Genomic DNA, 20,750 nt, shown 5'->3' on the forward strand with positions numbered 1-20,750 from the left:
ACATTCATCAGCGAAGACCGAGGACGACCGATGGCCTATGATCCGAGCAACGTCTTCGCCCGCATCCTGCGCGGCGAGCTGCCGTGCAAGAAGGTCTATGAGGACGACCACGTCCTGGCCTTCCACGACATCAGCCCGCGGGCGCCGGTGCATGTGCTGGTCATTCCCAAGGGCACCTATGTCTCGATGGACGATTTCTCGGAGCGCGCCGGCGACGCCGAGGTCGCAGCCCTGACCCGGGCGGTCGGCCGGATCGCCCGCGAGCTCGGCCTGGCCGCGCCCGGCTACCGCATCCTGTCGAACATCGGCGAAGACGGGCACCAGGAGGTACCGCACCTGCACATCCACATCTTCGGCGGCCGGCCGCTCGGCCGCATGCTGGATCCCGCCATCGCCCCATGACCCTGCCGGTCTCTGCCGAGGCGGAAGCGCCGGCCAGCCGTTCCGGCAGGCCGCGCCGACGCACCGTTACCCTGGCCCGGACGCTCGCGGTCGCCATCGGCGGCCTGGTGGCGATCGCGGTCGCGGCGGTGCTGGCGATCTACTGGACCACGGCGGCGCGCACCACCTTCGACCTGCTGACCAACCAGGCCGAGATCGGCGTGGCCTCGGTCGAGGCGCAGCTGCGCCAGCATCTCGAGCCGGTGTCGAACGAGCTCGGCAGCCTCGCTTTGCTGCTGCAGCAGGGGCGGCTCGACGCCGACAACATGGACCAGTTCTCGACCATGCTGACCGGCGCGCTGGCGGCCTCGCCGCAGGTGCGCTCGATCGCCTATCTGACCGACGACCTGCGCATCCGCGGCGTCACCCACCAGCAGGACGGCAACTACGAGACGTTCGACGAGAAGAACGACGCCGAGGAGAGCCGCGCGGCGCTGGCCGAGGCGGCCGGCAAGGTCGACGCCTATTGGGGCGAGATCCTGTATCTGCGCGACGGGCCGCACGCGACGGTGATGAATCTGCGCCAGCCGGTGCGGCGCGACGGCCGGCTGGTCGGCGTGCTGTTCGCGGTGGTCACGGTGCAGGACCTGTCGAAGTTCCTGGCGCGGGTGTCCAGCGACCCGTCGCAGGTGCCCTTCATCCTCTATGGCGAAGACCGGGTGCTGGCCCATCCGCGCATGGCCACCGACCCGCCGCCGGCCTCGGTGGAGGAGCCGCTGCCGCGGCTCGACCAGGTCGGCGACGACTTGCTCGCGGCGCTGTGGACCAAGGGCTCCCCGGTCACCGTGCGCAACCCGCGGGTGCGGATCCGCGAGGTCCAGATCGGCGACCAGGACGAGCTCTTCCTGTACCGCACCATCTACGGCTTCGGCCCGACCCAGCTGATCCTCGGCATCCATGTGCCGGGCGACGCGGTCGGCGCCGAGGTCTGGCGGGTGATCCGCGCCGGCCTGGCCGGCCTGGCGGTGATGGTGCTGGCGATCATCGTCGGCGTCTTCGTCGGCCGTATGATCGCCCGCCCGGTGCGCGCCTTCTCCGACCAGGCGCGGGCGGTGGGGACGCTGGAGTTCAGCCAGCTCAAGCCGCTGCCCGGCAGCGTGTTCAAGGAGCTGAACGAGGGCGCCCAGGCCTTCAACACCATGCTGGTGGGGCTGCGCTGGCTCGAGACCTATGTGCCGAAAAGCCTGGTCCGCCGCCTGATCACCAAGGGCGACGGCGAGGGCGTGGTCTCGATCGAGCGCATCCTGACGGTGATGTTCACTGACATCGCCAATTTCAGCGGCGCGGCGGAGCGGCTGCCGGCGGCGCGGATCGCGGCCTATCTGAACGAGCATTTCGCCATGCTGGCGGGCTGCGTCGAGGCCGAATCCGGCACCATCGACAAGTTCATCGGCGACTGCCTGATGGCGTTCTGGGGCGCGCCGGAGAAGATGAAGGACCATGCGCCGCGGGCCGCCCGCGCGGCGCTGGCCATCGCCGCGGTGATGCAGGCCGAGAACGACCGCCGCGCCGCCATCGGCCGGCCGCGGCTGCGGCTGCGCATCGGGTTGCACAGCGGCCCGGTGGTGGTCGGCAACATCGGCGCGCCGGGGCGCACCAACTACACCATCGTCGGCGACACGGTGAACATCGGCAACCGGCTGGAGCAGCTGGGCAAGGTGCTGTCGGGCGACGAGGACACGACGATCCTGATCAGCGCCGAGACCGCGGCGCTGCTGGGCCCGGAATTCGAGATGAAGAGCCTGGGCCCGCGCCGCGTCCGCGGCCGCAACGGCGAGGTCGAGATCTTCCGGCTGGTCGGCATCAAGCCGACGGCCTGAGGCGCCCCGCTTCGCACCGCAATTCCGCCACCTTGGTCCCTCTGAATCGGCTCCAGCCAGGGAGGGGGACCAGCCATGTCATCCGATCGCGATCTGGGAATGGGCCGGCCGATCAGCCGGCGTGACTTTCTTGACGGTGTCGCCCTGACGGTGGGCGCGGCGGCGCTGGGCGGGCCTCTGTCCCGCAGCGCCTTCGCCGGGCCGGCCGCCGCCTATCCGCCGAAGCTGACCGGCCTGCGCGGCCATCACGAAGGCTCGTACAGCGTCATGCACTCGGTGCGCGACGGCACCTTCTGGGAGAAGGCGGGGGCGCCGGAGGCGACCGGCGAGCGCTACGCCCTGGTGGTGGTCGGCGGCGGCATCTCCGGCTTGGCGGCGGCGGTACAGTACCGCAAGCAGGCCGGGGCGGGCGCCCGCATCCTGGTGCTCGAGAACCACGATGATTTCGGCGGGCATGCCAAGCGCAACGAATTCACCGGCGCCGGCGGCCGCATGATCCTCGGCTATGGCGGGTCGCAGTCGCTGCAGACGCCCAGCTATTTCAGCCCGGCGGTGAACGCGCTGCTGGCCGATGTCGGGGTCGAGCCGAAGCGGTTCGAACAGTATTACGACCAAGGCTGGGCCGAGACGCGCGGCCTCGGCCGCGCCGTGTTCTTCCCGAAGGAGGTCTTCGGCGCCGACGCGCTGGTCAAGGAGGCCGATGCCGCCGCCGACTGGGTGCCGCAGTCGCCGCTGACCGACAGGGCCAAGCAGGACCTGATCGCCCTGATCGATTCGCCGGCCGACTACCTGCCCGGCCTGTCGCGGGCGGAGAAGCTGGACCGGCTGTCGAAGACCACCTACGCCCAGTTCCTGACCGATCTGGTGAAGGCCGATCCGCAGCTGGTCGCGTATTTCCAGAGCTCGACCGAAGGCTATTTCGGCGTCGGCATCGACGGCACCACCTGCCTGGACGCCTGGGCCAACGGCAATCCCGGCTTCGACGGCATGGATCTGGGCGACGAGGTCTACCCGACCATGAGCCCCAGCGGCCGCCTGGCCCGCACCGACCCGGACGAGTACATCTACCATTTCCCCGACGGCAATGCCGGCATCGCCCGGGCGCTGGTGCGGTCGCTGATCCCGGCCGCCATGCCCGGCAGCACCATGGAGGACCTGGTCCTCGCCCAGGCCGATTACGGCAGGCTGGATGTCGACGGCCAGCCGGTGCGGATCCGGCTGGGCTCCACTGTGGTCCGGGTGAAGCACCAGGGCGACCCGGCCTCGGCGAAGGCGGTCGACGTGGCCTATGTGCAGGACGGCAAGCTGCGCACGGTCCAGGCCGGCCATGTGGTGCTGGCCTGCTGGCACCGGGTGATCCCGTTCCTGACCGACGAGCTGCCGGCGGCGCAGGTCGAGGCGCTGCGCGACCAGCAGAAGGTGCCGCTGATCTACACCAACGTGCTGATCCGCAACTGGACCGCCTTCGCGAAGCTCGGCATCGAAGGCTTCGAGTCGCCGGGCCATTTCTGGTCGGGGGCGGAGATCGACTTCCCGGTCAGCATGGGCGGCTACGGCTTCGCCGACACGCCGGAGGACCCGGTGCTGCTGCATCTCAGCAAGGTGCCGCTGCAGCCCGGCCTGTCGTCGCGCGAGCAGTCGCTGGCCGGCCGCATCCAGCTGACCCAGCTGACCTTCGAGGACATGGAGCGCGAGATCCGCGACCTGCTGGGCCGGGCCCTGTCGGGCGGCGGCTTCGATCCGGCGCGCGACATCGAGGCGATCACCGCGAACCGCTGGTCGCACGGCTACGCCTATGAATACATGCGGCCCTGGGACGCCTTCTGGCCGGACGGTCCGCTGCCGATCGTGGCGGCCCGCAAGCCCTGGGGCCAGATCGCGATCGCCAATGCCGATTCCGGCGCCTATGCCTATGTCCACTCGGCGATCGACCAGGCCACAAGGGCGGTGCGCGAGCTGCTGGGCACGCCCGACGGCGCCCCGGCCTTCGCCGACTTCCCCGGCCCGCCGCGCGACCAGCTCGGGCTGCTGTAGGCTAGGAGGGCTGGCGTGGCGCCGTGGGTTCGGCCGACGATGCCGCCCGCGGCGCCCTCCTCCCGCGGGTGTTGACCAGGACCACCCCGGCGATGGCGACCGCGCCGCCCAGCAGCGTCTGCGGCCCCGGCGTCTCGCCCAGCAGCGGCACGGCGATGGCGGTGGCGACCGGCGGCACGAGGTACAGGAAGTTCGTCGCCCGCGCCGCGCCGAAATGGCCCAGCGCATAGGTCCAGGTGGCGTAGCCGATGGCGGCCGGCAGCACGCCGAGCCCGATCACCGTGGCGATGGTCGTCGCGCCGGCCCGCGGCAGCTCGCCCGCCGCCTCCGGCAGCCAGGGCGACAGCCACAGCGCGCCGGCCAGCAGCGTCCAGGCGGTACAGGCCAGGGCACCGTATCGCGCCACCAGCGGCTTCTGCAGCACGACGTAGCAGGCCATGCACAGCGCCGACCCCAGCACCAGGCTGGCGCCGGCGCCGAAGGCCAGGCCGCCCGGCTGGGCCGAGGCGATCAGGGCGATGCCGGCGAAGCTGACCAGCGTGCCGGCCCAGCCGCGGGCGCCGAAGCGCTCCCCCAGCACCAGCCGGGCCAGCAGCGCGGTCAGGATCGGCGCGGTGTTGACGATGAAGCTGGCGGCCCCGGCCGCGACGCTGCGCTGCCCGCTGTTCAGCAGGATGTTGTAGGCGGCGATGCCGATCAGCCCGCACAGGGCGAAGCGCAGCAGGTCGGGCAGGGCCGGCCGCGCCGGTCGGCGCCAGGCCAGCCAGGCCAGCACCAGCACCGCCGCCACGGCAAAGCGGGCGGCGGCCAGCGGCACCGGCTGCAGCTCGCGCAGCGCCAGGCGGATCGCCGGGAAGGCCGCGGCCCAGGACAGGATGGTGACGGCCACGGCGGCATAGGCCCGGCGGGCCTGGGGGGCGCGGCTGGACACGGATGCACCTCGGGTCGACTCAGGGCCACCGTTCTCGCACCGGCCGTGCTGTTGACATACGGCACCGATCGAGCGCGAGCTGTGTGCATGGATCACAGCTCGACGTCCGAACGCTTATTGGCCGGACGGCCGCCGCTCGACAGCCTCGACACCGTCTGCGTCGTCGCCCGTCACGATTCCTTCAGTGCGGCCGCCGAGGCGCTCGGGCTGACCCATGGCGCGGTCAGCCGGCGCGTCGCCGCGGTCGAGGCATGGCTCGGCACCGCCCTGTTCGAGCGCCACGGCCGCGGCGTGCGCCTGACCCCGGACGGGCAGCGCTTCGTCTCGCGGGTCGAGGCGGCGTTCCGTCTGATCGACGAGGCCGCGGTGCGCTGGCGCCGCCGGCGCGGGCCGGAGGTGGTGCGGATCAGCGTGGTGCCGGGCTTCGCCAAGCTCTGGCTGTTCGAGCGGCTGGCGGCGCTGGAGCAGGGCGATCCGGCGCTGCGGGTCGAGATCGCGGTCGAGGGCCGCAACGCCGATGTCGAAGGCGGCGAGGTCGACCTGGCGGTGCGCTATGGCGCGGGTAGCTGGCCCGGAACCCAGGCCGTCCGCCTGCTGCCGGAGCGGCTGTATCCGGTGGCACACCCCGATCTGGCGCGGCGGCTCGGCCTGTCGCCGGACGGGATGCTGCGGGCGCCGCTGCTGCATGATTCCGATCTGACCGGCTGGCGCGCCTGGTTCGGATCCTGTGGGATCACGCTGAAGCCGCGGCCGCAGGACCGGCGTTTCGAGGACTACACGCTGGTCCTGGCGGCGGCGGAGGCCGGCCTCGGCATCGCCCTGGCCCGGGCGCCGTTCTCCGACCGTGCGGTCCGGGCGGCCGGCCTGGCGCGGCTGGGCGAGCACGCGGTGCCGAGCCCCCTCACCTACCATCTGGTCACTCGCACCGGCGGCAGCCGGCCAGCCGTCGCCGCGCTGGCCGCGCGGATGTTGGAGTTCGCTGCTTCCTCGTAGGTTATCCCGCCCGCACCGCCTGCAGCAGGCTGGTCGTCGCGAAGCCGTCCGGGATCAGGCCCTTGGAGACCTGCCAGGCGCGGATCGCCCCACGCGTCGCCGGCCCGATCAGCCCGTCCGGCGCGCCGCCGGTGGCGAAGCCCCGGGCCACCAGCAGCGACTGCAGCTCCAGCACCTCGTTGCGCGACAGCGGCTGCTCGCCCCGCGGCCAGGCCCCGACGATCGGGCCGCCGCCGGCCAGCCGGTCGGACAGCGTGGCGACCGCGAGCGCGTAGCTGGTCGAGTTGTTGTACTTCATGATCACGCTGAAGTTCGGGCCGACCAGGAAGGCCGGGCCGCGCGCGCCCGCCGGGGTGATCACCGAGCTGTCGCCCAGCGCCGGCAGGCTGCGGCCGGAGACCGGCTTCACCCCCAGCGCCGCCCACTGCGCCACCAGCCGCCTGGTGCTCAGCTCCGCCACCGAATAGTCGAAGCCGGGCGGCAGCGTCACCTCGACGCCCCAGGGCTGGCCGCGCTGCCAGCCCGACTGCGCCAGGTAGTTGGCGGTCGAGGCCATGACGTCGGGGATGCTGCCCCAGATGTCGCGGCGGCCGTCGCCATCGGCGTCGACGGCGGAGCTCAGGAACACCGTCGGCAGGAACTGGGTGTTGCCCATGGCGCCGGCCCAGGAGCCGAGCATGCGGTCGCGGCTGATGTCGCCCTGCTGCAGGATCTGCAGCGCGGCGAAGAGCTGTTCCTTGAAGAAATCCTGGCGCCGCCCCTCATAGCCCAGGGTGGCCAGGGCGTCGATCACCTCGGTGGTGCCGAAGTTCTGGCCGTAATTGCTCTCGATGCCCCAGATCGCGGTGATGACCTGCTTCGGCACGCCGTAGCGCTGCTCGACGGCGTTCGCGGTCGATCCCCATTGCGCCAGCATCGCCTGGCCGTTGCGGATGCGGTCGGCCGAGACCGCACCGTCGAGATAGGTCCAGATGGCGCGGGTGAACTCAGCCTGCGACTGGTCGGAGTCGATCACGTTCGGCAGGAACTGCACGGTGTCGAAGGCGGTGGCCAGCGTCGCCTCGCTGATGCCGCGCGCCGCGGCCTCGGCCCGGAACGCCGCCACCCATTGCGGGAAGCTCTGCGCCTCGGACTGGGCTGGGGGAAAGGCCTGGGCGCCGGGCGTCGGGGTCGGCACCACCGGCTGGCCCTGGCCCGAGCTCTGGCAGGCGGCCAGCAGCACCACCCCGGCCAGCACCGCCATCCGCGTGGTCATCGACATGGGCCCTCTCCGCAATTCCGAATCAGTCGGTGAACGTCGCGGCAAAGTGCCCCGAGATCAAGGCCGGACCGCGGCAGGGCCGCCGCAAATGCCGCGCGGCGGTCACCCCTGCGGCGCGCCGGGGAAGGCATCGAGCGGGATCTTCAGGTAGCGCCGGCCATTGCTTTCGGGCTCGGGCAGGCGGCCGCCGCGGATGTTCACCTGCAGCGCCGCCAGCATCAGCGCCGGCAGCGGCAGCGTCCGGTCGCGGTCCTGGCGCAGCGCCACGAACTCGGCCTCCGACACGGCGGCGACGTGGATGTTGCGCTCCTTCTGGTCGGCGACGGAGCTCTGCCAGCGCGGCTCGCGGCCGTCCGGCTGGTAGTCGTGCCCGGTGAACAGGCGGGTCTCGTCCGGCAAAGCCAGGATGCGCTGGATCGAGGCCCAGAGCTGGCGCGCGTCGGCGCCCGGAAAGTCGGCCCGCGCCGTGCCGCCATCGGGCATGAACAGGGTGTCGTGGATGAAGGCGGCGTCGCCGACGAGATAGGTGATCGAGGCCATGGTGTGACCCGGGCAGAACAGCACCCTGGCCTCCAGCGACCCGATCTGAAAGCGGTCGCCGTCGCGGAACAGCCGGTCCCAGCCCGAGCCGTCGGTCGGCTGGTCCGGCAGGTTGTAGATCTCCTGCCACAGCGCCTGGACGCCGGCGACCTTCTCGCCGATCGCCGTCGGCGCGCCGGTCTTCGCCTTCAGATAGGCGGCGGCCGAGAAGTGGTCGGCATGCGGATGGGTGTCGAGGATCCAGGCGACCCGCAGCCCGGACCGCGCGACATGGTCGAGGATCAGGTCGGCGTTGCGGGTGGAGACGGTGCCGGATTTCAGGTCGAAATCCAGCACCGGGTCGATGATCGCGCAGTCGCCGGTCCCGGGATCGGCCACGACATACTGCACGCTGCCGGTCCGCGGGTCGAAGATGGCGTGGATGGCGGGCGGCGCGCCGGCCGGTGTCATGGTCGATCGCTCTTGGCTGCTCGTGGAAGACTCTCCGACCATGCTGGCAAAATAATCTGTCGACGGGAATTTCAACCTGACATGAACACGGGAGGCTGAATTCCAAATTTCAGCCCGTATCGGCAACAATAGCACCATAAATGTCGTGAAGCTCTATCATGGGATTGCGCAGTATTTCGCTCGGATTGACATACGATCGGCGTCCAATCTTAGAAACGACACAGCGAATCGCTGGGGATCGATACGAAAGACGGGACGACGTGCGGGTTCTCTGCCGATGGCCGGTGAAATTCCGGACTCTCGTCCTCCGCGGCATGCAGAGGCCCTCAGCTGCGGGCGCGCAGCTCGGCCTGGGCGCGGCCGATGATGCCGGGGTAGCGCTTGTCCGGATACCACGGCATCTCGGCGATCCGGTCGAAGCCGGGGATCGCCTCCATGTGCTGCAGCATGCGCCGGCGCATCTCCGCGTCGGGCAAGGGGCCCCGCAGGGCGGCGATGTTCTCGGCGGCGTGGTCGGGATCGGCGGTCGCCGGCAGCGCACAGGTCACGGTCGGGTGCGAGATCACCCATTTCAGGAAATACGACGCCCAGCTGCCGATGCCGATCTCGGCAGCGAAATCGGGCAGCGGCCGGCCTTCGACGACTTTGAACAGACGCGCCTTCTCGAACGGCATATTGGTCAGGACGGCAGTGCCGCGCTCCGCGGCGGCGGGCAGCACCCGCTCCTCGGCGCGCCGGTTGAAGATCGAGTAATTGACCTGCACGACATCGAGATCGCCGCGTTCCACCCAGCCGGCCAGCGGCTCCAGATACGCGCTCTCGAAATGGGTCACGCCGATAAGTCGGATCCGTCCCTCCTTCTTCCAGGCACGCAGAGTGGGGACGATGAGGTCGACATTGACCAGGCTGTGGCATTGCATCAGGTCGATGCGGCCGCGCCACAGCCGGTCCTCCGACAGCCGCAGGCTGCGCAGGGCATGGCTCTCATCGGCCAGGAAGTCGCCTGTTGACCAGATCTTGTTGGCGACGAAGATCCGGTCGCCGATGCCGAGCGCGGTCGCGAAGTCCCCGACCGTGGTCTCCGCGGTGCCGTAGAGGGGCGAGGTGTCGACCACCCGGGCGCCGCCCTCCCAGGTGCGGCGCAGCACCTCGCGCAGATGGTCGCGCGGCGCGCCCGGGATGGTGTCGAAGGTCAGGAAGGTGCCGAGGCCGATCGCCGGCAGCGCCTCGTTGGTGCGCGGCACGGTCCGGGTGATGATGCCGTCCGCGGCGGCGGGCTGCTGGGCGCGGACGGCCGAGGGGCCGAGCAGTGCCGGTGCCGCGGCGAGAAGGCCGAGCGCCCCGCGCATCAGGCCGCGCCGATCGGTGGGAAGGAAAGGCTCCTGTCGCATCGCCGTGATCCGCTCCGGAATGTGTGCGCCGCGGACTCTAGCGGCCGTCGCGGCGGCAGATGCGCCGGATCCTGACCTGCCCGCGCCCGATCCTGACCCGATCGGCGGGCGGGATGCGTCGGCGGGGCACACTGACACCCGACAGGACCCGGCCTATCCTCGGAGCGTCGGTCGAGACCGGAGCACCGCATGGCATACGAGCGCAGGATCGAGCCGCGGGCCACCGGCTGGCGCAGCTTCGCCTGGGCCGGCGGCGTCTTCGACACGGCGCGCCGGCCCTACACCGAGGCGGTCGAGGGCACGATCCTGATCCCGCATCACCTGGTGCTCGTCACCCTCGCGGGCGGGGCATCCCATCAGGAGGTGGTCTCGTCCTGCGGCCACCGCTATGTCGGCAGCGACCGGCCGGGCGCGGTGTCCTTCGTGCCGGCCGATTGCGAGCGCCGGCTGCGGCTGCGCGGCGTCGAGTCGGAATGGGCGTCGATCTCGCTCGACCCGGCGCTGCTGCAGGACGAGGTGTTCGAACCGGCCGGGCGATCGCTGGACGGCGCCGCCTTCACCAACCAGGAGGCGCCCTTCCTGGCCGGCATGGTGGCGGAGGCCGCGCGCCTTGCCGCGGCGGAAGGCGGGCTGGACCGGGCCTATGGCGAGGCGATGTCCTGGGCCCTGGCCCATCACCTCGTCCGGCGCTACGGCCACGCCGCGCCCGCCGGCGGCCCGCGCCGCTGGGCGCTGCCGCCCTGGCGCCTGCGCCGCATCGCCGACTATGTCGACGCCCATCTCGGCGCGGAGATCCGGATCGCCGACCTCGCCGGCCTCGTCGGGCTCTCGCCCGGCCGGCTACACCGGGCGTTCCGGGAAACGACGGGCCGCACGCCGCTCGCCTTCATCAGCGACAGGCGGATCCGCCGCGCCATGCGGATGCTCGAGGCCGAAGGCGGCTCGATGGCCGAGATCGCGCTGCGCTGCGGCTTCGTCAGCCCGAGCCATTTCGCCCGCCTGTTCCGCAGCGTCGCCGGCATGGCCCCGTCGCGCTATCGCGCGTTGAATGGGGCCGGCCCGCGAGACCTGGCACCGGGCCGGCATCCGGATGGGACCGGATGCCGCAGCGGCCCGGTGTAAGGGGACGCCGGTCCGCTTCCCTGGCACAGTTGTACGACAAACGGAACGTATCCTTCTCCTTCCCGGATTCCTGGACCCGGCGCGCAGGCGGCGGTTCGCCGTGCATGGCCGGTCGCAGAGACGGAGCTGTCCATGGCTGTCGAACTCAACATCAATGGCCGGACCGAGCGCATCGACGCGCCGCCGGAGATGCCCCTGCTGTGGGCGCTGCGCGACGAGCTCGGGCTGGTCGGCACCAAATTCGGCTGCGGCGTCGGGTTGTGCGGCGCCTGCACCGTGCATCTCGACGGCGCCGCGGTGCGCGCCTGCCAGACCGCGATCGGCGATGTCGGCGGCGCCAAGATCGTCACCATCGAGGCGATCGGCGCCACCGACATCGGCGCCCGGCTGCAGCAGGCCTGGCTGGCCTTCGACGTGATGCAGTGCGGCTACTGCCAGGCCGGGCAGATCATGTCCGCCGCCGCGCTGCTGGCCACCACCCCGGCCCCCGGCGACGACGACATCGACTCCGCCATGGCCGGCAATCTCTGCCGCTGCGGCACCTACACCCGCATCCGCACCGCCATCCACAAGGCGGCCGAGCGGAAGGCGGCGGAAGGGAGGGCCGGCTGATGGGACACATCCTTCCTGACGCCGGCCCCATGGACGGCAGTCTGGGCCGGCGTGCCTTCCTCAAGGCCTCGCTGCTGGTCGGCGGCGGGCTTCTGATCGACGCCACCCTGCCGGTCCCGGCGACCGCCGCCGGCGGCGGCGCTGGCACGCTCGGCGCCTTCATCGCCATCGCGCCGGACGGGCGGGTGACGATCACCGGCAAGAACCCGGAGATCGGCCAGGGCATCAAGACGTCGCTGCCGATGATCATCGCCGACGAGCTGGACGTCGACTGGGACCAGGTCACCGTCACCCAGGCGATGGTGAACGAGGCCGCCTATGGCCCGCAGACGGCGGGGGGCAGCCGGGCCACGCCGGCCAACTGGATGCCGATGCGCCAGGTCGGCGCCGCGGCGCGGGCGCTGCTGGTCGACGCCGCGGCGCGGCGCTGGGGCGTGCCGGCCGACAGCGTCACCACCCGGTCCGGCCGGCTGCTGCACGAGGCCAGCGGGCGCTCCCTGGGCTGCGGCGAGGTCGCGGCCGACGCCGCGGCGCTGCCGATGCCCGATCCGGGCACGGTCCGGCTGAAGGACCCGGCCGAGTTCCGCATCATCGGCAAGCCGACCGGCGGCTGCGACAGCCCGAAGGTGGTCCGGGGCGAGCCGATCTTCGGCATCGACACCCGGTTGCCCGGCATGCTGTACGCGGTGTTCGAGCGCTGCCCGGTGTTCGGCGGCACGCTGACATCCGCCGATCTCGACGCCGCCCGCGGCCAGCCCGGCGTGCGCCAGGTGTTCACGGTCAAGGGCAACGGCCGGCCGGAAAGCCTGGTCGACGGCGTCGCGGTGCTGGCGACCAACTGGTGGCTGGCCAACCAAGCGCGGCAGGCGCTGAAGGTCGAATGGGACGAGGGCCCCGGCGCAGCCCAGAGCACCGACGGCTACGACGCCCGGGCCAAGGCCCTGTTCGACGGCACGCCGCAGGCCGAGCTGTTCCGCGCCGGCGACGTCGAGGGCGCGCTGGCCGGGGCCGCGAAGCGGATCACGGCGGACTACGCCTATCCGTATCTGTCGCATGCGCCGCTTGAGCCGCAGAACTGCACCGCGCTCTATCGTGCGGACAGCACGCTGGAGCTGTGGGCGCCGACCCAGATGCCGGAGCGCGGCCGCGGCCTGGTGGCCGAGGCGCTGGGGCTGAAGCCCGAGGCGATCACCATGCACATGCCGCGCATCGGCGGCGGCTTCGGCCGGCGGCTGATGAACGATTATGTGGTACAGGCGGCGGCGATCGCGCGGCAGGTGCCGGGCACGCCGGTCAAGCTGGTGTGGTCGCGGACCGAGGACATCCAGCACGACTTCTACCGCCCGGCCGGCTGGCACCGCTTCACCGCCGGCTTCGACGCGGCCGGCAAGCCGACCGTGTTCACGGGCCATTTCGTCACCCTGACCCGGGGCGGCAAGCCGGTGTCGGGCGGCGAGTTCGACTTCCAGGAGCTGCCGGCGCTGATGACGCCGAACCTGCTGTTCGCCCAGTCCGGCATCGACAGCGTGGTGCCGACCGGGCCGATGCGGGCGCCGCGGTCGAACGGCCTGGCCTGGGCCTACCAGTCCTTCCTCGACGAGGTGGCGCAGGCGGCCGGCAGCGACCTGCCGACGCTGCTGCTCGGGCTGCTCGGCGAGCCCCGGGCGCTGCCGGCGCGGCAGGGGTCGCAGGTGCAGTTCCACACCGGCCGGGCCCGCGGCGTGATCGAGAAGGCGCTGGTGATGTCCAGCTGGCCGGTCAGGCCGGCGGCCGGCAGCGGCAAGGGCTTCGCCTTCTACTTCTGCCATCTCGGCTATTTCGCCGAGGTGGTGGAGGCGGCGGTGGCGCAGGACGGCACGGTGCGGGTGCCGCGGGTCTGGGTGGCCGGCGACATCGGCAGCCAGATCGTCAACCCGTCGGGCGCCGAGAACCAGGTCCGCGGATCGGTGATCGACGGGCTCGGCCAGGCGCTGGGCGGGCTGTCGATCAAGCTGACCGGCGGGCGGGTCGAGCAGGAGAACTTCGACACCTATCCGCTGCCGCGGATCCCGGGCACGCCGGACATCGCAGTCGAGTTCGTCGCCACCGATTTCCCGCCGACCGGCCTCGGCGAGCCGGCGCTGCCGCCGGTGATCCCGGCGCTGTGCAGCGCCGTCTTCGCCGCGACCGGCAAGCGGGTGCGGAAACTGCCGCTGGACACGGCGGGGTTCAGCCGGCCGGCCTAGGCGCAAACGAAAAGGGGCGGCCCGAAGGCCGCCCCTGTCCTCTCTCCGCCGAAGCGAAGCCTCAGAACGTCGTCTCCGGCTGCGACCGCGACTGCTCCTCTCGGGGCAGCTCGGCGCCGGTCTGCTGGTCGATGAACTTCATCGACAGCTTGATCTTGCCGCGGTCGTCGAAGCCCAGGACCTTGACCTTGACCTCGTCGCCGACCTTGACCACGTCCGCCACCTTGGCGACGCGGCCGGGCCGCATCTCCGAGATGTGGACCAGGCCGTCGCGGCTGCCCAGGAAGTTGACGAAGGCGCCGAAATCGACCGCCTTCACCACCTTGCCGTTATAGATCTTGCCGACCTCGGGCTCGGCGACGATGCCCTTGATCCAGTTGATCGCCGCCTCGGCCGCCGTCTCGTCGACCGCCGCCACCTTGATGGTGCCGTCGTCCTCGATGTCGATCTTGGCGCCGGTGGTCTCGGTGATCTCGCGGATCACCTTGCCGCCGGTGCCGATGACTTCGCGGATCTTGTCCTTCGGGATCGAGAAGGTGGTGATGCGCGGGGCGTTCTTGTTGACCTCGCCGCGGGCCGCCGACAGCGCCTTGGACATCTCGCCCAGGATGTGGACGCGGCCTTCGCGCGCCTGCTCCAGCGCGATCTTCATGATCTCCTCGGTGATCGAGGTGATCTTGATGTCCATCTGCAGGCTGGTGATGCCGCGCTCGGTGCCGGCCACCTTGAAGTCCATGTCGCCGAGATGGTCCTCGTCGCCCAGGATGTCGGTCAGGACGGCGAAGCGGTCGCCCTCCTTGATCAGGCCCATGGCGATGCCGGCCACCGGGTTGGACAGCGGCACGCCGCCATCCATCAGCGCCAGCGACGAGCCGCACACCGTGGCCATCGAGGACGAGCCGTTCGACTCGGTGATCTCCGACACCACGCGGATGGTGTAGGGGAACTGCTCCTTCGACGGCAGCACCGGGTGGATCGACCGCCAGGCCAGCTTGCCGTGGCCGATCTCGCGGCGGCCTGGGCTGCCCATGCGCCCCGCTTCACCGACCGAATAGGGCGGGAAGTTGTAGTGCAGCATGAAGTTCTCGCGGTACTCGCCCTCGAGCGCGTCGACGATCTGCTCGTCCTGGCCGGTGCCCAGCGTGGTGACCACCAGCGCCTGGGTCTCGCCGCGGGTGAACAGGGCCGAGCCGTGGGCCCGCTTCAGCACGCCGACTTCGGCGACGATCGGGCGGACCGTCTTGGTGTCGCGGCCGTCGATGCGCAGGCCGGTGTCCAGGACGTTGCCGCGGACGATGTCGCTCTCGAAGTCCTTGAACACCTTGGCGCCGACGGCCAGCTCGGCCTCGTTGCCCTCGAGCAGGGCCAGCGCCTTCTGCTTGACCGCGTCGACCGCGGCGTAGCGGTCCTGCTTGCGGACGATCTTGTAGGCGTCGCGCAGCTCGCCGGCGACGGCCTGGAACTTGCCGCGCACGGCGGCGACCTCGGCCGGCTCCTCGGTCAGGGCCCAGGGCTCCTTGGCGCACAGCTCGGCCAGCTCGATGATCGCCTGGATCACCTGGCGGGACGCGGCGTGGCCGAAGGCGACGGCGCCGAGCATGATCTCCTCGGTCAGCTCATGCGCCTCGGACTCGACCATCAGCACGCCTTCGTCGGTGCCGGCGACCACGAGGTCCAGCTGGCTCTCGGCGGTCTGGGCGATCGTCGGGTTCAGGACGTACTGGCCGTCGATGTAGCCGACGCGGGCGGCGCCGATCGGGCCCAGGAACGGGATGCCCGAGATGGTCAGGGCGGCGGAGGCGCCGACCAGGGCCGCGATGTCCGGATCATTCTCCAGATCGTGGCTCAGCACCGTGGCGACGACCTGGGTCTCGTTGCGGTAGCTCGGGTGGAACAGCGGGCGGATCGGGCGGTCGATCAGGCGGCTGACCAGCGTCTCGTTCTCGGACGGGCGGCCTTCGCGCTTGAAGAAGCCGCCCGGGATCTTGCCGGCGGCGAACGCCTTCTCCTGATAGTTCACGGTCAGCGGGAAGAAGTCGAACTTCGACTTCTGCTTCGACCCGACCGCGGTGCAGAGCACGACGCTCTCACCATAGGTGACGAGCACGGCGCCATCGGCCTGGCGGGCGATCTTGCCCGTCTCGAGGACCAGCTTGCGGCCGCCCCAGTTGATCTCTTTGCGATAGATGTTGAACATCGCTTTTCCTTCCATCGGACACCCCGTGCCGCAGAGGCCTATCGGGGTCGGGCCGCTCCACGCCGGGCCCGGGGGCAAATACGACAAGCGCCGCCGGCTGGGGGCCGGCGGCGCGAATGTCACGAAACCAGAAACTCCGTCCCTGTCGTCATCCTCGCGAAAGCGAGGATCTCGTCACGTCCAAAACGGATGGAGATTCCCGCTTTCGCGGGACTGACATGGGAAGGAGGGTGCATAGGCAGGGTCAGCGACGCAGGCCGAGACGCTTGATGATCTCGTCGTAGCGCACGACGCTCTTGCGCTTGAGATAGTCGAGCAGGCGGCGGCGGCGGCCGACCATGATCAGAAGACCCCGACGGCTGTGGAAGTCCTTCGAGTGGGTCTTCAGGTGTTCGGTCAGGTTGGCAATGCGCTCGGACAGGATCGCGACCTGCACCTCCGGCGAACCGGTGTCCCCGGGCTTGGGGGCGTAGGTGCCAATGACTTCCTGCTTGCGCTCCGGCGTAATCGACATCGTGGTCTCCTGAATCAGAGGTTGAGGATGCGCACCGGCCGGATCTCGCCGCCGTCGATACGGGCCAGGGCCACGGGGGCGTCCCCGCAGGTGACCAGAACGATGGCGTCCGGGTTGTCCGGATCGAGATCGAGGGCGGCGATCCGCTCCCGATCCGAGCGCCGTAGCAGCGCGACCGACTGGCCGTGCCGCATCCGTTGCGCTTCAGCTTCCGTCAGGGCCACCGCCGGGATGTCGTCCAGCGGGGTCTCGACCGGAAGCAGAATGCCGTCGAGGGCCGATTGCTCGGCCCCCGGCTGCTTGGCTAGCGCGTCGATATGCTCCAAGGGGACCGCGTCGTCAAGGCCGAAGGGCCCGACTCGCGTGCGGCGCAATGCGACGATGTGTCCCACCGTGCCGAGGGCGAGGGCGATGTCGCGGGCCAGGCCGCGCATATAGGCGCCCTTGCCGGACTGCACGTCGAAGGTGGCGTGGTCGCGGTCGGGGATCTCGGCCAGGCGCAGGTCGTCGATCCGGATCAGCCGCGGCGCCAGCTGCACCGCCTCGCCGGCGCGGGCCAGGTCGTAGGCGCGCTCGCCATCGACCTTGATCGCGGAGAAGGCCGGCGGCACCTGGCTGATCTCGCCGATGAAACGCGGGATGATCGCGGCGATGGCGTCGGGCTCCGGGCGCATTTCGCTGGTCGCGGTGACCCGGCCTTCGGTGTCGTCGGTGTCGCGCGCCTCGCCCCAGCGCACGGTGAAGCGGTAGGTCTTCTCGCCATCCATGGCGTAGGGCACGGTCTTGGTGGCCTCGCCCAGCGCGATCGGCAGGATGCCGCTGGCCAGCGGGTCCAGCGTGCCGGCATGGCCGGCCTTCTCGGCGTCGAACAGCCGGCGGATGCGGCCGACCACCTGGGTCGAGGTGACGCCGACCGGCTTGTCGACCACCACCCAGCCATGCACCGGGCGGCCGCGCTTCCTACGCGCCATTGGTGTCGTCTGCCCTGTCGTCCGACCGCTCTTCGTCGTCGGACAGGTCGCGGGCGATCACGTCCTGGTGCAGCAGCGTGTTGATCTTCTGCGCATAGTCGAACGAGGTGTCGGCCTGGAAGCTGAGCTGGGGCGTGTGGCGCAGCCGGACGGTCTTCGCGACCTGGCCGCGCAGGAAGGATGCGGCGCGGCGCAGCGCCGGGAGCACGACGTCCATCTTGTCGCCGTTCAGCGTGGTGACGAAGACGGTGGCGTGCTTCATGTCCGGGCTGGGCCGGACCTCGGAGACGGTGATCGAGACGCCGGCAAGGTCGGGGTCGTGCAGCTCGCCGCGCAGCAGGATGGCGGCCAGGGCGTGACGCAGCTCCTCGCCGACGCGCAGCTGGCGTTGGCTCGGGCCATTGGCAGTGTTGTGTCGCATGGGGGTCGTTCTCAAAACGCCGCGGTCCGGCATAGCCGGACCGGGGGGAAGGATCCATCCGCCGCCGATCGAGAATAGTCCCGATCGGCGGCGATGGTGCAGGAAATCAGGAAGCCCGGCCCTAGAGCGCGCGGACCTCCTCGACCAGCTCGAAGCACTCGATCACGTCGCCGGCGCGGATGTCGTCGTAGTTCTCGAAGGCCATGCCGCATTCGTAGCCTTCGCGCACTTCGCGGACTTCGTCCTTGAAGCGCTTCAGGGTCTTCAGCGTGCCCTCGTGGACCACGACGTTGTCGCGCAGCAGGCGGACACCGGCGCCGCGCTTGACCACGCCGTTGGTGATCATGCAGCCGGCGACCTTGCCGACCTTGGTGATGTTGAACACCTCGCGGATCTCGGCATTGCCGATGTAGTTCTCGCGCATCTTCGGCGCCAAGAGGCCGGTCAGGGCCGCCTTCACGTCGTCGATCACGTTGTAGATGATCGAGTAGTAGCGGATCTCCACACCGTCGCGCTTGGCCATCTCCCGCGCCTGCGGGTTGGCGCGGACGTTGAAGCCGATCAGCATGGCGCCGGTCGACGCGGCAAGGGTGACGTCGCTCTCGGTGATGGCGCCGACCGCGGAGTGCAGCACCCGCACCTTGACCTCGACATTGTCGCCCGCGGCCTTCTCCAGCGACCCGGCGATGGCTTCGACCGAACCCTGCACGTCACCCTTGATGATGACCGGCAGCTCCTTCGCCTCGCCCTCGCGGATCTTCTCGAACATCTGCTCGAGCGAGCCGCGCGCGGTGGCGACGTGAGAGGCCTCGCGCCGCTTGCGGGTGCGGAACTCGGTGATCTCGCGGGCCCGGCTCTCGCTGTCGACGACCACGAAGTCGTCGCCGGCGAGCGGCGTGCCGTTGAGACCCAGGACCTCGACCGGCTGGGCCGGGCCCGCCGATTTCAGGTTCTGGCCGCGATCGTCGAGCAGGGCACGCACGCGGCCCCATTCGCCGCCGGTGACGAAGATGTCGCCGACCTTGACGGTGCCGCGCTGGACCAGGACGGTCGCGACCGAACCGCGGCCGCGCTCCAGCTTCGCCTCGATCACCGAGCCTTCGGCCGGACGATCCGGGTTGGCCTTGAGGTCCAGCACCTCGGCCTGCAGCAGGATGGTCTCGACCAGCTTGTCGAGGCCGGCGCCGGTCTTGGCCGAGACCGGGACGTCGAGCGTCTCGCCGCCCATCTCCTCGACCACGATCTCGTGCTGCAGCAGCTCGGTGCGCACGCGCTCGGGCTTGGCGTCGGGCAGGTCGATCTTGTTGATGGCGACGATGATCGGCACCCCCGCCGCGCGGGCGTGGCGGATGGCCTCGATCGTCTGCGGCATGACGCCGTCATTGGCGGCCACCACCAGCACGACGATGTCGGTGGTGTTGGCGCCGCGGGCGCGCATCTCGGTGAAGGCGGCGTGGCCCGGCGTGTCGATGAAGGTGACGCGCTGGCCCGATTCGACCTGCACCTGATAGGCGCCGATGTGCTGGGTGATGCCGCCGGCCTCGCCCGACACCACATTGGTGTGCCGCAGGGCGTCCAGCAGCGACGTCTTGCCGTGGTCGACATGGCCCATGATGGTCACGACCGGGGGCCGCGACTGCAGATTCTCCGCCACGTCCTCGTCGCCGCGCAGGCCGATCTCGACGTCGGATTCGGCCACGCGCTTTACCTTATGTCCAAATTCCGCGACCACCAGCTCGGCGGTGTCGGCATCGATCGACTGGGTGATGGTGGCCATCACGCCCATGCGCATCAGCGACTTGACCACGTCGCCGCCGCGCTCGGCCATGCGGTTGGCCAGCTCCTGAACGGTGATGACCTCGGGGATCACCACCTCGCGGGAGAACTTCTCCTGGTTCTGGCTCAGCTGGGCCAGGCGCTCGCGTTCACGGGCCCGGCGCATCGCCGCCAGGCTGCGGCCGCGGGTCTCGCCGTCGTCGCTGAGGGCCTGAACCACGGTCATCTTGCCGGAGCGGCGCTTCGGCTCGGACTTGCCGGGGCCGGGGGCGCGCCGGGGCGGGCTGGCCGGGGCGCCGCGGCCGGGCAGGGCACCGCGGCCGGCAGGGGCGCCTCGACCAGGACCGCTGCTGCGACGGCGGCTGTCCTCTTCATCATCGGCCGTGGCCGGGACGCCGCGCACCGGCTCGGCCGGGGCCCGGGCCGCGGCGGCCTGGCCGGAACGGTCGGCGGCGGCCTTGCGGCGGGCGTCCTCGGTGGCGCGCTCGGCGTCGCGGCGCTTCTGCTCCTCGTCGAGCAGGAAGCGCTCCTCGTCGATCTTGCGCTTGGCCTCGCTCTCGATGGCGTTGAGCTCGTCCAGCTCGCGCCGACGCAGAGATGCGGGATCGAGCGGCGCGGCGGGTTCCGGCGCGACCTCGACGACCTCGGTGTCCAGCACCATTTCGGGCTCGTCCGGCTCGGGCAGGTGCCGGCGGGCCTCCTCCTCGCGCAGGGCGACCTGCAGGGCGCGCTGCCGCGCCTCGCGTTCGGCCTGCGAGAGAACCCGTCCGCCCAGCATGCCGCCGCCGCCGCCACCACCGCGGGCGCTGCGGCCGGGCTGGCCTTCGGCCGCCCGCCGTGCCGCCGCGCCGCCGTCGGCGAGGGCCGTGTTGGTGCCGCCGCGCTGGCGCTTGACCTCGACGGTCACCGCCTTGGAGCGGCCGTGGCTGAATTGCTGGCGCACCTGGCCCCCATCGCCCGGCTTCCCACCGAGAGTGAGCTTGGGCTTCGCACTGCCCAGCGACAGCGTCTTGCGATCCTGTTCCTTGCTATCCGTCATATCGTCCAGCGT

Annotated in this window: 16 protein-coding genes; 7 read left to right on the top strand and 9 right to left on the bottom strand. The window is 70.8% G+C overall.

The window, feature by feature from the left end; genetic code table 11:
* The first annotated feature begins 30 nt into the window (after positions 1-30).
* The 3 genes from ACTOWL_RS07880 to ACTOWL_RS07890 all read left to right on the top strand — a co-directional run bounded on the left by ACTOWL_RS07880 (position 31) and on the right by ACTOWL_RS07890 (position 4,295).
* On the top strand, positions 31-402 hold the full coding sequence (locus ACTOWL_RS07880; protein ID WP_441320654.1) for a histidine triad nucleotide-binding protein: 372 nt from the start codon (positions 31-33) through the stop codon (positions 400-402).
* Positions 399-2,261, top strand: coding sequence for an adenylate/guanylate cyclase domain-containing protein (locus ACTOWL_RS07885; protein WP_441320655.1), 1,863 nt, complete (start codon positions 399-401; stop codon positions 2,259-2,261). Before ACTOWL_RS07880 ends, ACTOWL_RS07885 begins: the two co-directional genes overlap by 4 nt.
* A gap of 75 nt (positions 2,262-2,336) precedes the next feature.
* Positions 2,337-4,295, top strand: a complete 1,959-nt coding sequence (locus ACTOWL_RS07890) for an NAD(P)-binding protein (RefSeq protein ID WP_441320656.1) — start codon at positions 2,337-2,339, stop codon at positions 4,293-4,295.
* A gap of 1 nt (position 4,296) precedes the next feature.
* Here ACTOWL_RS07890 and ACTOWL_RS07895 read toward each other — a convergent pair whose 3' ends face one another.
* Positions 4,297-5,226, bottom strand: coding sequence for a DMT family transporter (locus ACTOWL_RS07895; protein ID WP_441320657.1), 930 nt, complete (start codon positions 5,224-5,226; stop codon positions 4,297-4,299).
* 117 nt (positions 5,227-5,343) lie between these two features.
* On the opposite strand from ACTOWL_RS07895, the gene ACTOWL_RS07900 reads away from it, so the two are divergent.
* Positions 5,344-6,219 (top strand): LysR substrate-binding domain-containing protein, encoded by an 876-nt coding sequence (locus ACTOWL_RS07900; RefSeq protein WP_441320658.1) that lies wholly within the window; start codon positions 5,344-5,346, stop codon positions 6,217-6,219.
* A 1-nt stretch (position 6,220) separates the two neighbouring features.
* Here the strand turns inward: ACTOWL_RS07900 and ACTOWL_RS07905 are convergent, their stop codons facing one another.
* The 3 genes from ACTOWL_RS07905 to ACTOWL_RS07915 all read right to left on the bottom strand — a co-directional run bounded on the left by ACTOWL_RS07905 (position 6,221) and on the right by ACTOWL_RS07915 (position 9,861).
* On the bottom strand, positions 6,221-7,480 hold the full coding sequence (locus ACTOWL_RS07905) for a lytic murein transglycosylase (protein ID WP_441320659.1): 1,260 nt from the start codon (positions 7,478-7,480) through the stop codon (positions 6,221-6,223).
* A gap of 102 nt (positions 7,481-7,582) precedes the next feature.
* On the bottom strand, positions 7,583-8,470 hold the full coding sequence (locus tag ACTOWL_RS07910) for an MBL fold metallo-hydrolase (RefSeq protein ID WP_441320660.1): 888 nt from the start codon (positions 8,468-8,470) through the stop codon (positions 7,583-7,585).
* Between the two features lie 326 nt (positions 8,471-8,796).
* Positions 8,797-9,861 (bottom strand): aldo/keto reductase, encoded by a 1,065-nt coding sequence (locus ACTOWL_RS07915; protein ID WP_441320661.1) that lies wholly within the window; start codon positions 9,859-9,861, stop codon positions 8,797-8,799.
* Positions 9,862-10,050: 189 nt separating this feature from the next.
* Here ACTOWL_RS07915 and ACTOWL_RS07920 point away from each other — a divergent pair, with 189 nt between their 5' ends.
* The 3 genes from ACTOWL_RS07920 to ACTOWL_RS07930 all read left to right on the top strand — a co-directional run bounded on the left by ACTOWL_RS07920 (position 10,051) and on the right by ACTOWL_RS07930 (position 13,820).
* Entirely contained in the window at positions 10,051-10,983 is a 933-nt protein-coding gene (locus ACTOWL_RS07920) for a helix-turn-helix transcriptional regulator (protein ID WP_441320662.1), read from the top strand.
* 132 nt (positions 10,984-11,115) lie between these two features.
* Positions 11,116-11,595, top strand: coding sequence for a (2Fe-2S)-binding protein (locus tag ACTOWL_RS07925; RefSeq protein WP_441320663.1), 480 nt, complete (start codon positions 11,116-11,118; stop codon positions 11,593-11,595).
* Positions 11,595-13,820 carry a molybdopterin cofactor-binding domain-containing protein gene (locus ACTOWL_RS07930; RefSeq protein WP_441320664.1) on the top strand — a complete coding sequence of 742 codons (2,226 nt, stop codon included), beginning with the start codon at positions 11,595-11,597 and terminating at the stop codon, positions 13,818-13,820. Before ACTOWL_RS07925 ends, ACTOWL_RS07930 begins: the two co-directional genes overlap by 1 nt.
* Positions 13,821-13,881: 61 nt before the next feature.
* Here the strand turns inward: ACTOWL_RS07930 and pnp are convergent, their stop codons facing one another.
* The 5 genes from pnp to infB form a co-directional block, all read right to left on the bottom strand.
* On the bottom strand, positions 13,882-16,032 hold the full coding sequence (pnp, locus tag ACTOWL_RS07935) for a polyribonucleotide nucleotidyltransferase (protein ID WP_441320665.1): 2,151 nt from the start codon (positions 16,030-16,032) through the stop codon (positions 13,882-13,884).
* 229 nt (positions 16,033-16,261) lie between these two features.
* Complete coding sequence (gene rpsO / locus ACTOWL_RS07940; RefSeq protein ID WP_441320666.1) at positions 16,262-16,531, bottom strand: 30S ribosomal protein S15; 270 nt, start codon at positions 16,529-16,531, stop codon at positions 16,262-16,264.
* Between the two features lie 14 nt (positions 16,532-16,545).
* A complete protein-coding gene (gene truB / locus ACTOWL_RS07945) occupies positions 16,546-17,502 on the bottom strand; it encodes a tRNA pseudouridine(55) synthase TruB (RefSeq protein WP_441320667.1) in 957 nt (318 codons plus the stop codon).
* Entirely contained in the window at positions 17,492-17,923 is a 432-nt protein-coding gene (rbfA, locus tag ACTOWL_RS07950; RefSeq protein WP_441320668.1) for a 30S ribosome-binding factor RbfA, read from the bottom strand. Before rbfA ends, truB begins: the two co-directional genes overlap by 11 nt.
* Before the next feature lie 121 nt (positions 17,924-18,044).
* Positions 18,045-20,738 carry a translation initiation factor IF-2 gene (gene infB, locus ACTOWL_RS07955; protein ID WP_441320669.1) on the bottom strand — a complete coding sequence of 898 codons (2,694 nt, stop codon included), beginning with the start codon at positions 20,736-20,738 and terminating at the stop codon, positions 18,045-18,047.
* Between the last annotated feature and the right edge of the window lie 12 nt (positions 20,739-20,750).

Origin of the sequence: Inquilinus sp. CA228 (genome assembly GCF_052078665.1) — a bacterium.
Classification (GTDB): Bacteria; Pseudomonadota; Alphaproteobacteria; order DSM-16000; family Inquilinaceae; genus Inquilinus.